Annotated in this window: 11 protein-coding genes; 5 read left to right on the top strand and 6 right to left on the bottom strand. The window is 48.3% G+C overall.

Going from position 1 to position 13,328, the window contains the following annotated elements:
- Positions 1-20: 20 nt before the first annotated feature.
- Positions 21-1,583: an MFS transporter gene (locus WJT86_RS04900; RefSeq protein WP_346336412.1), complete on the bottom strand. Its 1,563-nt coding sequence runs from the start codon at positions 1,581-1,583 to the stop codon at positions 21-23.
- Between the two features lie 8 nt (positions 1,584-1,591).
- The gene (locus tag WJT86_RS04895) at positions 1,592-2,806 is read right to left on the bottom strand and encodes an HlyD family secretion protein (RefSeq protein ID WP_346336411.1); all 1,215 of its coding nucleotides are present in this window, start codon (positions 2,804-2,806) and stop codon (positions 1,592-1,594) included.
- A 118-nt stretch (positions 2,807-2,924) separates the two neighbouring features.
- On the opposite strand from WJT86_RS04895, the gene WJT86_RS04890 reads away from it, so the two are divergent.
- From WJT86_RS04890 to scpA, 3 genes are all read left to right on the top strand, one after another.
- The gene (locus WJT86_RS04890; protein ID WP_346336410.1) at positions 2,925-3,845 is read left to right on the top strand and encodes a LysR family transcriptional regulator; all 921 of its coding nucleotides are present in this window, start codon (positions 2,925-2,927) and stop codon (positions 3,843-3,845) included.
- 194 nt (positions 3,846-4,039) lie between these two features.
- Positions 4,040-5,839, top strand: a complete 1,800-nt coding sequence (locus tag WJT86_RS04885; RefSeq protein ID WP_346336409.1) for a methylmalonyl-CoA mutase family protein — start codon at positions 4,040-4,042, stop codon at positions 5,837-5,839.
- A 17-nt stretch (positions 5,840-5,856) separates the two neighbouring features.
- Positions 5,857-8,004, top strand: coding sequence for a methylmalonyl-CoA mutase (scpA, locus tag WJT86_RS04880; RefSeq protein ID WP_346336408.1), 2,148 nt, complete (start codon positions 5,857-5,859; stop codon positions 8,002-8,004).
- Positions 8,005-8,042: 38 nt separating this feature from the next.
- Here the strand turns inward: scpA and WJT86_RS04875 are convergent, their stop codons facing one another.
- Together WJT86_RS04875 and WJT86_RS04870 are read right to left on the bottom strand one after the other, a co-directional pair.
- The gene (locus WJT86_RS04875) at positions 8,043-8,924 is read right to left on the bottom strand and encodes an EamA family transporter (RefSeq protein WP_346336407.1); all 882 of its coding nucleotides are present in this window, start codon (positions 8,922-8,924) and stop codon (positions 8,043-8,045) included.
- Positions 8,925-9,020: 96 nt separating this feature from the next.
- Entirely contained in the window at positions 9,021-9,899 is an 879-nt protein-coding gene (locus WJT86_RS04870) for a S49 family peptidase (protein ID WP_346336406.1), read from the bottom strand.
- 99 nt (positions 9,900-9,998) lie between these two features.
- Here WJT86_RS04870 and WJT86_RS04865 point away from each other — a divergent pair, with 99 nt between their 5' ends.
- Complete coding sequence (locus WJT86_RS04865) at positions 9,999-10,334, top strand: hypothetical protein (protein ID WP_346336405.1); 336 nt, start codon at positions 9,999-10,001, stop codon at positions 10,332-10,334.
- 43 nt (positions 10,335-10,377) lie between these two features.
- Here the strand turns inward: WJT86_RS04865 and WJT86_RS04860 are convergent, their stop codons facing one another.
- Positions 10,378-11,124 carry a tRNA1(Val) (adenine(37)-N6)-methyltransferase gene (locus WJT86_RS04860; protein ID WP_346336404.1) on the bottom strand — a complete coding sequence of 249 codons (747 nt, stop codon included), beginning with the start codon at positions 11,122-11,124 and terminating at the stop codon, positions 10,378-10,380.
- 259 nt (positions 11,125-11,383) lie between these two features.
- Between WJT86_RS04860 and WJT86_RS04855 the strand changes: the two genes are divergently transcribed.
- A complete protein-coding gene (locus WJT86_RS04855; protein ID WP_346336403.1) occupies positions 11,384-12,400 on the top strand; it encodes a polyprenyl synthetase family protein in 1,017 nt (338 codons plus the stop codon).
- Here WJT86_RS04855 and WJT86_RS04850 read toward each other — a convergent pair whose 3' ends face one another.
- Positions 12,401-13,294, bottom strand: coding sequence for a 4-(cytidine 5'-diphospho)-2-C-methyl-D-erythritol kinase (locus WJT86_RS04850; protein ID WP_346336402.1), 894 nt, complete (start codon positions 13,292-13,294; stop codon positions 12,401-12,403). It abuts the gene before it with no gap.
- Positions 13,295-13,328: the final 34 nt, after the last annotated feature.

The raw sequence follows: 13,328 nt of genomic DNA, 5'->3' as shown, positions 1-13,328 counted from the left end.
TAGAACCATTAAGCTCCCGCCTATTGTGGCGGGAGCTTAATGCGCGGATAAACAAAGGGGTTGGGAGGCGAAGCCTTTAAGAAAAAGCATAGCAGAATACAAAGAACGGCAATCCAGAAACAAAACCAGTAAGCATCTGCATAAGCCAGAACGTAAGCTTCTCGCTGAACCAGCGCACTGACACCTGCTAAACCTTTACTCGCAACAATATCTGATACAGCCCTGCGACCGTTACTGATGAATTCCATCAGATAGGATGAATGCACCTGCTCCTGCACGCGAATGTAAGTTGTCATGATCTGAGAACAAAGTGCCGGAAACAAGACACGGACAATCTGGATATAGGTCGTAAACTCAAGAGCCCGCTTGGGGTCATTAGCCACGAGGGATATTGCAAAACATCCAAGAAATGCCAGCGGATAACCAATCGCAATCATGACAGCAACCGGCAGAAAATTAGCATCCACCCAATCATGGGTTATCTGTGTGCCATAAAGTATACCGATCGCAACAATCGATAAACCGAGAATAACCGAAAGCCTTGGATCCAGATTCTGCACCATAAAGACACAGATCGGTACCATCACAATCTGCAGGGCAACAACAACTATCAGGACCTCACCGGATTGATAGTACTTCAGCTTGCTAACCGTCAGCAAAAAATTTGGAATGAGCAGGATATCTGCCAGCATCGTAAAGGCCATAACGCTATTGATCACTATAGCCAGCCATAGATTTCGTTTACTGAAGAGAACCCCAATTCTGGCCCAGGGGCGTGGTGTAATTTCTTCGTAAATCACAAACGCAACCAGCAGAACAAGCCCGCCAACAATGCATGACGTTACATATCCTGACTGAAACCAGTCCAGCCGGTTGCCCTGATCAATTCCGGCATAGATCAGCATCAGGGCAAGCCCGAACATCGAAATGCCCCCCCAGTCGGCTGCCCGTAACATAGGCTTATTGACCAGTTCCCGTGGCATTGAAAAAAAGGAGAGTATCCAGGCAATCCCGGCCAGGACCGCAGCATGCCAGTAGATCCAGTGCCAGTTATCATATTCGATATAATTACCAGCCATCTGAACATCGAAATTCGGCGTACCAAATGCCCGAAACATATAAAGTGCCATCGCCAGCATCCACCATTTGGGATGCAAGCTGCGAAACATAATCGTGACAGCTGTGGTCAGAAATACGCCCAGGAATAATGACACCAGAATATGGGCTGCAATCAGAAATGGAAACCCTCGTGCAAAGGGCAGAAAGATCAGAATAAGCATCAGGCAGAACAGCGGAATAACATATATTCTCCGCGGTCCAAGTGCGGCACTCAGATACGGCACAACTGGCGCAACAAGAAGTTGAGGGACACTGATCGCTGAGGTGAGCCAGGCTCCCTCGTCGTAAGTCAGGCCATAAATCCCCCGCAGATCAGCGATACTCAGCGTAACAGCCCGCAGTAACGAGGTTGTCATAAAGGCCGCAACCAGCGCGGCCGCAGACGCCATGAACGGACGCATGACAGCCGCCCGTTGAGAAAACTCCCGGATTGATGCGAAGACAGAAATAACCTTACGCAACATAACCGTTATCACCGGACATCTGCTGTTTCTGTCGAACTATTGGCATTATAGGAGGCAACAAATTGCCCACGCGTATCAATTTCAGGCGTGACAGACATACCTGGCCGCAACTGGCTCAGGAGCTTCTGCCCCGGTTCAAAATCTATCCGGACCGGAATACGCTGGACAACTTTAGTGAAGTTACCCGTGGCATTATCCGCTGGTAACAGAGCAAACTCTGAGCCACTGGCCGGTGCGATAGATTCAACACGCCCCCGTAGGGTTTCACCGGGAAAAGTATCAATTTCAACTGATACAGGCTGTCCAACTTCAATATGCGTCAGCTGCGTTTCTTTGAAATTTGCAATGACATATATTGATGGCAGGGACACTAATGATGATACCTGCTTGCCTGCCGTTACATAATCACCAACCTGAATTTTCCGTTCACCAACAATACCGTCAAATGGTGCCACAATACGCGTATCTTTCAGTTTAATTTCAGCAAGTTCAAGCTGTGCCTTCGCTGAAGCGACATTGGCCTCGAGGCTGGCGCGTTGACCATGCAAAACATCCAGCTGACGTCTGGCTGCTAACAGGGTGGCATTTGCTGCTTCTTTATTAGAAGCAGCGGTTTGCAGATTCATCGTGGCATTTTCATAATTCTGCTTTGATGTGAAACCTGTCTTAATCAGCTCATTTTGACGGTCACTATCACGCTTTGCCTGATCATAACGGGCAATAACAGATTGCAGTGAAGCCTCGGCCTGTTGAATCGTCGCTTTCTGCAACTCTTCCTGATTACTCAGATTAGCCAAACTTGCCTCAGCAGAAAGAACCGCAGCTTTTGCCTGATCAACAGCAGCAACATATTCGCGGTCATCAATCTCGACAAGCAGATCACCTTTGTGAACTTCCTGAAAATCCTTGATCGCAACAATACTGACATAACCACTGACCTTGGCATCAAGGCTGGCGAGGTTTGCTTTGATCGTTGCGTTATCCGTTCTCTGATAGGTAGCTGCACCGTCCCAGCGGTTCCAGTTATGCATCACCAGCAGCACACCACTCAAAACGATAATAATCGCGAGAACAGGTGCAGACCTTGTCATCGCCGCCCGGGAGAGGCGGATTATTCTATCAAGCTTCCAAGGCTCACGCGAAAGCGCAAGCCCTTCTGTAGTCTTGGACTTATCTAATTCTTCGCTGTCTTTAGGGACAACATTAGCTTCTGGGACGGACATCGGACATTCCCCGCCGGGTGTTTCATTCTGTTTTTGGGTTGATGCAGATCAATGTAGTTGACCCTTCACCATAAATCCAATATATTTAACTCTCTTATTTAATATATTTTATATATCAATGGACCTCAGGCACCTACGCTACTTCACTATTCTGTGCGAAGAGCTGCACTTTGCAAAAGCAGCTCAAAGGATCGGCATTGCGCAGCCTGCACTCTCGATTCAGATCAAGGCACTTGAAGATGAGCTGGGCGCAAAACTCTTACAACGCAACAATCGCAACGTCCGCATCACAGAAGCCGGACAGTTATTTTTGGTTGAAGCACAGCGCACATTAGAGCAGGCAGAGCACGCAATTAATGTCGCACGACGTGCCGGACGCGGCGAAATCGGACATCTCAATATCGATTTTCCGAGAAGCGTTGCTTATTCCGGCATGTTAGCTAGCGCACTTAGCACATTCAGACAAAAGCACCCTGACGTAGACATTATGCCAAGAGAAGTCTCTCTCTGGGATCAGTTCAGCGGTGTTCTGGAAGGTCGGGCAAATATCGCCTTTACGAGTCGTCTTCGCTATCTGAAACTGGATATTGATCCGGATCTTGAAATGATCCCGCTCCGCCAATTATCTCTTATGGTGGCTTTGCCGATCGGCCACTCCCTTGCCAAGCAGAAAGCCGTCAGCGCTGATGACCTGAAACAGGAAAAGCTGATTGTTATTTCTGCTGATAATCCGGTCAACAGCGTTACCCTGATCGAAATGACAATGGGATTTACGCCCAGAATTGCTCAGGCAACGGCTGAAGATATTTCAAGTCTCAGCCTCGTTGCAGCTGGTGTTGGTATTGCGGTTCTTCCGACCGCTATCCGGGCTGTCAATCTTTCAGACAATATCGTTTATCGCCCCATTACGGGCATTGGTCCGGTTATTGATATGTCTGTTATCTATAGCAAAAGCAGACGGGAACCTATTGTTGATGCATTTCTGAAAAGTTTGAAAGAAACGCCACCAACCATCTTTTCCGGCAAGAAGCGAAAGTAAGGGGCCTTTTAGCCTAATGAGGTATAGCTCATTTAGTATAATAGCCCTGCAAAATCTTTATAAAATCAATATAAATCAATACGTTAAATCAAAAAAACCACATCCCTAAAATACCGCGCCAATATTTTGAATACACGGGCTCCATGTTAAAAGTATCGGAGTATCCCGTCTGCAATTTCCAAGGATATAATTATATGGGCGTCTTAAGGTTTGATGGTGAGTTTCCTGTCGTCTCTCAGCACGAATGGCTGAAAATGGTAGAAGCTGTTCTAAAAGGGGCAGATTTCGGGAAAGTTTTAACTTCAAAAACTTATGACGACATCCTTATTGAACCACTCTATCAAGGTATAAAAGATGTCGTCGCAGACGGACGCCGTACAGGCGCGCATCCATGGGATGTTTACCAGCGTATTGACCTTTCAGATATTTCTGCAGCCAATCTTCAGTTAAAAGAAGATATTGAAGGCGGCGCTACCGGCTGTGTAATTGTAACCAACGATGCGCCCACGGCTCGGGGCTTCGGCCTTTCTCTGAAGACTGAAGACGACATCGCGCAGTTATTACGTGGAGTTGACGCTCAAGACATAAGAATTGAGGCAGGAGCACAGGCTCTTCACGTTGCCTCTCTTCTCTCAGCACAAAGCAACGTTGAGATCGCATTTGATCCGGTTGGTTTAAAAGCCCGTGGTGTTGAGATTGATCCTGACACAGCAGTTTCTGATGCCATTGCATTTCAGGACAAGGCTGCGAAACCAATTAAACTATTCATGGCTGATGGCCGCCCCTACCATGAGGCAGGCGCATCAGAAGCGGAAGAACTGGCCTCCGTCCTTGCAACGGCCCTGCACTATCTGCGGGCCTTTGAGAAACATGGAATAAAACCTGAGACAGCCCGTGACAGCATTTCATTTATGCTGGTCGCTGATGCTGACGAGTTTATGACAATTGCGAAATTCAGAGCCCTGAGACGTTTATGGAAACATATTGAAGAGGCTTGTAGCCTTGTTCCCCAACCTATCAATATTCATGCGGAAACAGCCTGGCGAATGATGACCAGATATGATCCATGGACCAATCTCCTCAGAACAACCACAGCTGTATTCTCAGCCGGTGTTGGTGGTTGTGACACTTTAAGCGTTTTACCCTTCACCAATGCCCTCGGTCTGCCCGACAATATGGCAAGACGTATGGCTCGCAATATTCAGCACGTCCTCATCAATGAATCCAACCTCTGGCGCGTTATTGATCCGGCAGCAGGAGCTGGCAGCTTTGAAACATTGACGGCATCGCTTTGCGAAAAAGCATGGCAAATATTCCAAAACCTTGAGAAGCAGGGTGGCATTTTAGTAGCCCTGAAAGCTGGCACCTGGCAAAGTGAAATTTCTAAGACAGCGCAGAAGCGTCAGTATGATTTCGCGATCAAAAAGCAGAAGATTACAGGTATCAGTGAATTTCCTGATATCACAGCAGACCAAGTATCTGTTTTGGCATCTATTCCGACAGAAGCACCTCTTTCCTTGAAAGGCGATGCACTTCTCTCCATCCGCGATGCCCAGGCTTATGAAACAATCCGTGACAGACTGGAAGAACGCAAGGCCAAAACAGGCGAAAGAGAAAAGGTCTTTATTGCCGCCCTCGGACCACCAGCCGCCTATGCAGGACGCGCAGGCTTTGCCAGGAATTTCTTTGAAGTTGCAGGGTTTGAAACTGTTCTGCCAGAGCATGAACTGACACCAGAAAATATCACTGCACTTGTAAATGACAGTAAGGCTAAGATTATCTGCCTTGCTTCATCAGACGCTGTTTACGGCGAAAAGGCTGGTGCAATTGCCTCTGCGCTTGAAACAGCAGCAGGGAAGAAATGTTATCTGGTTTGCAGCAAAGAGCTTATGCCTGAGTGGAATATCCGCACACGCATTGAAGCAATCACACCTAAAAGCAACGCATTCAGCATTCTTGATTATGCTGTGAAGCATGCTTTGACAACGGTTTGAACGGGGGGATCAGAACCATGACATCAATCCCGAATTTTGCATCTGTTGATTTTGCCCAGTCGGCATCCTCTCCCCACAATGGCAGCAACGCCCAATGGCTTACACCTGAAGGTATTGCTGTTAATGCAAGCTACAGTTCAGATGATCTTGCAGGCTTAGGCTATATTGATAGTTTCCCGGGGGCTGCTCCATTCTTACGTGGCCCCTACCCGACCATGTATGTCAATCAGCCCTGGACAATCCGTCAATATGCGGGCTTCTCAACGGCCGAAGATTCAAATGCCTTTTATCGGGCCAATCTGGCTGCCGGTCAGAAAGGTCTGTCGGTTGCATTCGATCTGGCAACGCACAGGGGGTATGATTCAGACAACCCTCGCGTGCTTGGTGATGTCGGCATGGCAGGTGTTGCGATCGACTCCATCTATGACATGCGGACATTATTCTCAGGTATCCCACTGGATAAAATGAGCGTCTCCATGACGATGAATGGCGCTGTTTTACCAATTATGGCTCTCTATATTGTTGCCGCTGAAGAACAGGGCGTTTCACAGGAGCAGCTTTCAGGCACAATCCAGAATGATATCCTGAAAGAATTTATGGTTCGCAACACCTATATCTATCCCCCCAAGGCCTCCATGCGGATTATCTCGGATATTTTCGCCTTTACGGCTGAAAATATGCCGAAGTTCAACTCAATATCCATTTCCGGCTATCACATGCAGGAAGCCGGTGCGACACAGGATATTGAACTCGCCTATACCCTTGCAGATGGTGTTGAATACATCCGCTCCGGTATTCAGGCAGGGATGGATGTTGACCGGTTTGCTCCACGCCTCTCCTTCTTCTGGGCGATTGGCATGAATTTCTTTATGGAAGTTGCCAAACTGAGAGCTGCACGTATTCTCTGGGCTAAGCTAGTAAAAGAGTTCAATCCCAAAAATCCAAAGTCACTTGCACTGCGCACCCATAGCCAGACTTCTGGCTGGTCACTGACTGCTCAGGATGTTTTCAATAATGTCTCCCGTACGTGCATTGAGGCGATGGCGGCAACGCAGGGGCATACGCAATCACTGCACACAAATGCGCTTGATGAAGCATTAGCCCTACCAACAGCCTTTTCTGCCAGAATTGCCCGTAACACACAGCTCTTCCTGCAACAGGAAAGCGGCACCTGCCGGATCATCGACCCATGGGGCGGTAGCTACTATGTTGAAAAACTGACCAATGATCTCGCCAATAAGGCATGGGCTTTGATCAAGGAAGTGGAAGAACTGGGTGGTATGGCAAAAGCCATTGAAACCGGCCTTCCCAAACTCCGTATTGAAGAAGCGGCAGCTAGAACACAGGCAAAGATTGATAGTGGTGAGCAGAAGATCATTGGCGTTAACTGCTTTAAGCCACACAATGAGATGCCAATTGAAGTGCTTAAAGTTGATAACACGGCAGTACGGGCACAGCAGCTTGAAAAGCTCAAGCGCCTCAAGGCAGAGCGTAATCCTGATGAGGTTGCTCTTGCACTCGACAACCTTGCGGCCTCTGCCAAGAATGGTCAGGGCAACCTGCTTGACCTTGCTGTCAAAGCAGCTAGAGCAAAAGCAACCGTTGGCGAAATATCAGCAGCTCTTGAAAGCGTCTGGGGTCGACATCAGGCAGAAATCAAGTCAATCTCAGGTGTCTACAAAAGAGAGGCCGGAGCTATGGGCAGCAATATTGATGCAATCCTTGCACGCGTTACTCAGTTTGAGCGCAATGAAGGCCGCCGCCCACGTATTCTCGTTGCCAAAATGGGCCAGGATGGACATGACCGTGGTCAGAAGATCATTGCCTCAGCTTTTGCAGATCTCGGCTTTGACGTTGATATCGGGCCGTTGTTTGCCACCCCGGATGAAGCTGCACGACAGGCCGTTGAAAATGACGTCCATATCGTTGGTGTATCATCCCTTGCAGCAGGCCATCTGACACTGGTACCCGCGCTTAAAGAAGCCTTGGCCAAACTAGGCCGTGAGGATATCCTCATCGTGGTTGGCGGTGTTATCCCACCACAGGACTTTGATGCTCTCTATAAGGCAGGCGCAACGGCCATCTTCCCTCCCGGGACAGTTATTGCAGAAGCAGCCGACAACCTCATCACAGAGCTTAACCAACGCCTCGGGTATAACGGGTAATAAAAAGCGGAGCATTTGCTCCGCTTTTTATTTCAGCACTAGTATTTAGCTAAAAGCTTTCGAAAATGTTTTACTGGCAAGACAGCAATAACCAGCCCGACAAAGACCAAAGCCATGCCCGTCAGACGTAAAGGCCCAAACTGCTCACCCAGAAAAATCATTGCGCTACCCATACCAAAAATTGGAACAAGCAAAGCAAACGGTACGACAGTTGCTGCCGAGTATTGTGCCAGCAGGCGGCTCCAGATGGCATAACAGACCGTTGTTGAGAGGAAAGCCAGATACAGGATTACGCCAATACTCACCCAGTCAATGGAGCTGAATGCACCGGCAATAGCATCTGGCCCTTCCAACACATATGAAAGGGCAAATAGTGGAATTGGTGGGATAAGACTAAGCCATGTCACCAGGGCCAGCATATCCACTTTGCCGATACCACGGAGAAGCACGTTCCCTGTCGCCCAGAAGGCTGCTGCTGTCAGACACAGAAGAAGCCCGAGCAAGGTAAAGTCAGCCCCACCAACAGTCTCGCTGATAATGAACAAGCCAAGACAGGCGATGACCATCCCGATCACCTGTATCCGGGTTGGCATCTCTTTTAGGAAGACAGCAGCAATCAGAATTGTCAGAAAGACCTGCGACTGCATCAGAATAGATGCAACCCCTGCTGGCATACCAACACTCATGCTGGTGAACAGGAATGTGAATTGCCCAAGGAATAAGAATATTCCCAACGCAAAGAAGCGCTTCCAGGAGATATTTGGCCGCGGAAACAGGAAAACCGGTAACGCAACCACAACAAATCGTATCGCAACCAGCAGAATGGGCGGAAAGCTTCCCAGACCAATCCGGATAATCGTGAAATTGATACCCCAGATAACAGCAACCAGTAACGCCAGAAGAATATGTGACGGAGACATTTTAAAATCGGCACTTCTTGAAAAAATATCTGGCAGGAATCCGTCAGAAATTACGACTGTTAATGCTTCCAACCCAAAAGACTTGCAACAGATATTTTAATTCCAAAGCCCAAAGCGCGCCCAAAGTGAGCGTTCTTCAACAGCTGAAATGAGGGCTTCTGGCTGGATCAGCGACATTTCCACCTGTGCCCCCTTACCAAGCAAGCGCCCCAGCAAAGATGGTTTTGGCGGTGACAGAAGATTAAGCTTGACCTTCTCGCCATATTTTTCGCGCATAATCTGATGGATATTACCTAAGCCATCAATCAGCCCATAATTGAGAGCTTCAGCCCCAACCCAGAAGGAACCCGAGAATAAGAAGTCCTCATCAGCTTTCAGCTTATCCTTACGGCCCTCACGCACGAGATCTTTAAAGAAGATATGTATCTGCTCCTGAAGATTTTTAAGATGAGCAATATCATCAGGATTTTCAGGATGGAAAGGATCAAGCATCGCCTTGCTTTTACCGGATGTATGTACACGGCGATCAATCCCGTGCTTTTCAATAAAGCGATCGAAACCAAACCCTGCGGATACGACACCAATGGAACCAACAATAGATGTCGGATCTGCATAAATTTCATCACCTGCACAGGCAATCATGTAACCGCCAGAAGCTGCCACATCCTCAACAAAGATGAAAACTGGCAGTTCTTTCTCAGCAGCAAGAGATTTTATCCGCTGGTAAATAAGATGAGCCTGAGCCGGAGCGCCGCCCGGAGAATTGATAATAATAGCAACAGCCTTGGCACGTGGTAGATTAAAGGCCTTTTCCAATAAGGGAGAAACACCTGCGGCAGACAGACCGGCACGCAGAGGTTGCGCCATACCAATTGCACCATTCATACGAATAACAGCCACTCTTGGGTCTTTCGAACGAAACCGCTTTGGAAGTAAGGCCTCTAGGTTTCCAAGAGTTTTTTTGACGAACTGCACAATCTTATCCTTAGCAATTAATGGTTTGTTTATCTTTATGAATACAACCTGACAGCATTGATACCATTTTGTTCAGATTCGGGGGAGTAGTCTCTGAACATGGACGAAAGAAATCGTCGTGAAACAGATTACCCGGCACTCTCATCATTCAAGAGGCCGATCCGGTATCAAGTAGGAGAAGAAACTATGCGTAAGCTCTTTTTGACCATTGCTGGGGCACTGGCACTCTTCGTTGGCTCTGCAAACCTGATTGCATCAGAAGCACAGGCCCAGCCACGCCATGAACATGGCTACCGTCCGGCCCCACAACGCCATTATGCCCCACCACGTAAGGTGCACCGTCCACCAGCATATCGCCCACGTTGCTTCACAGAGCGCGTCCGCGTCTGGAATGGCTTCCGTCACGTAACAAAATCACGTCGCGTTTGCCGCTAAGCCAAAATACAAAAATATTAAGGGGCGATTATTCGCCCCTTTTTTATTGCGCCGACCAATCACCTCTATGCATTACCTCCGCTTCCAGCGTGAACTTACCATCACTTCCATGTAAATATAGCGGCGCTTCAATAATCGTTGGACTTTTTCGCCCTTTGATTGCACGGATCACAACACGAACCGCAGCTTCGCCTTCACGTGGATGAATCATCCTGATGCGGAAAGCCCCAAAGTCTTTAGGAAATGCCTCAAGGCATTCCAATAATTTGTCTGCTCTCTGGATGAGAGCCATTGTCCCCTTCGCACGCAGCAGATAAGCGGCAGCTTTAATCCATAAATCCAAGCCGCCCTTTGGCAAGGCATGCGCCTTTTGCTTTGCAATATCCGGGGAAAGTCGCACCTCGCCTTCCTCAACAAATGGGGGATTTGTCACCACAAGATCAGCGATGCCTGCTTTAATGCCAAGGGCTTTTAAAGAATTCTTGTCAAAGATATCAGCGTTGATGACTTCCGCACGCTCAGAAAAACCATTTTGAGATACATTTTTCAGACATAACTCTGCAAGCTGCTTATCCTGTTCTATGAATACCAGATGAGCTTTCGTATTCTTCAGCCCAAGCATCAGGCCAATAGCACCCGTTGCCGCACCGACGTCAACAATATCTGTTGCGTTGATGTCTGCAGTCATCGCAGCAAGCAGAACCGCATCTGTGCCGACCCTGTGTCCACGGGGTAATTGTGTAAGCTGAAGCCGTTCTCCCAGCAGTTGATCGTGCGTTACTTCTGTCATGTACCGGGAAATCCTGAATTCATATTGCAGCTTAATGCCTTATGCTAATGCAAAGATGACTTATATAACATATAACTTGCAACAATCTCGACAGCATTATGAACATGCCATTCCACCTCCCGGAGAATATGGACAGGCAAATTATTTGACTAAATTACAAGATATAGAACTGGTAATTATTCGCACATTGCGCTAGGCGTTTGTAGATCAGTATTAATGTAACCCGTTAGGGTTCTTGAATGAATTGGGGAAGAGAGGCGTGGGCGTCATCGTTCCTATAACACAGGATAAGCCTAAGATGGCTGGTATTGAGAACCTCGTCGGACAAATGGCGTCTGATATGGAGCGGGTCAATGCCATGATCTTATCTCGGACAGGTTCCGAGGTAACGATGATTCCGGAAGTCGCCAATCATCTTATTTCTTCTGGCGGCAAGCGATTACGCCCCATGCTTACACTCGCCATGGCCAAAATGTGTGGCTATGAGGGTGAAGGCCATATCAAACTGGCTGCCAGCGTTGAATTTATGCATACAGCCACCCTTCTCCATGATGATGTCGTTGATGAATCAGACATGCGTCGTGGTAAAGTTGCAGCCCGCATCCGCTGGGGGAATGAGGCATCTGTCCTCGTTGGCGACTTTTTGCTTGGGCAGGCATTTAAGATGATGGTTGAAGTTGGCTCCCTGCGCGCCCTCGACATCCTCTCGACGGCCGCCAGCATCATTGCAGAGGGGGAAGTCGCACAGCTTGCCGCGGCCCAGAATGTAAAGACCAATGAGGCCGCATATCTTCACATCATCCGCAGCAAGACAGCTGAGCTTTTTGCCGCCGCCTGTGAAGTTGGGCCAGTTATTGCCGAACGTCCAGAGCAGGATCATATTGCTTGCCGCGAGTATGGCCTGAACCTTGGCATCGTTTTCCAGCTGATTGATGATGTACTGGATTATGGCGGATCATCTGCACAACTTGGCAAGAATGTTGGCGATGATTTCCGGGAGGGCAAAATTACCCTTCCAATCATCCTTGCTTTTGCCAAGGCAACAGACCCTGAACGTGAGTTCTGGCAGAGAACCCTTGGCGAACGAGATATCCAAGAGGGAGACCTGGAGCAGGCAATGGCTATTTTGAAAAGCCATAAGGCTCTTGAAGGAACCCTGGAGCGTGCCATTCTTTACGGCAACAAGGCACGCGATGCTCTTGCTGATTTTCCAGATAACGAGATTAAGCAAGCCCTTTTTGAAACAATTGACTTCTGTATTTCACGCGCCAGCTGATTACTTCAGCCAGGCTGGCTTTGCCCACCAATGCGGATGTTGAGCACTGACAGATGCGGCAGCGCTTTCTGCATGGTCAAAATTATCAAAAATTCCAAATACCGTCGCGCCGGAGCCGGACATACGGGCAAACTCACAGCCTGAGAGAGCCTCCAGAGCATTCAATACTTTTGCAATTTTCGGGCATTGCGAGATAGCAGGAGCCTGCAAATCATTCTCTGTTTGCATGAGCAGAGAAATCAACTGCTCCTGAGTTTTAATGACAACTGGTAACTGCATCGCATCTGCCGAACGATATTGCTGACCTTTCTCAAGACCAAGAGCAGAAAATACAGCAGGCGTTGAAACAGATATGCCCGGATTAATCAGTAATACAGATATTCTGGGCAGCTGTACGGGGGCCTCTAAGTGATCACCAATACCGCGCATAATGCGGGCTTGCGTTTCAAGGCAGACTGGCACATCCGCACCTGTTTCGGATGCGGCCCGGATCAGGTCAGGATCAGAAAACGGGATATTATTGATCTGTGCAATTAACCGTAAAGCAGCGGCTGCATCTGTTGAACCACCACCAATGCCAGATGAAACAGGTAGCCTTTTCTCCAGATGGAAAGTGCCAAGCCTCAGATTACTTTTATATTTCTGGAGTGCCTTAACGGCTTTAAAGATCAGATTATCGTCTGTGGCCTGAAGATCAAACGCAAACGGCCCGGTAATTTCCAAAGCCAGTGCCTCACCCTGTACAAGCGTCAGGCCATCACCTTCAGACGCGAAGGCGACAAGACTTTCAATATCATGGTAACCGTCACTGCGACGTCCACAGACATGCAGTGACAGATTTATTTTAGCAGGCGCAAAACTGTAAAGCGGCAACGATTGTGCGAACGCAGGCATTAACTCTCCGCTTCTCTGATCTCTCGCACCTGCA

The organism is Hohaiivirga grylli (assembly GCF_039655745.1).
In the GTDB taxonomy this organism is placed as follows: Bacteria; Pseudomonadota; Alphaproteobacteria; order Rhizobiales; family Beijerinckiaceae; genus Hohaiivirga; species Hohaiivirga grylli.
The sequence above is the reverse complement of the archived record's forward strand: the minus strand, read 5'-3'. Positions and strand labels throughout refer to the sequence as shown.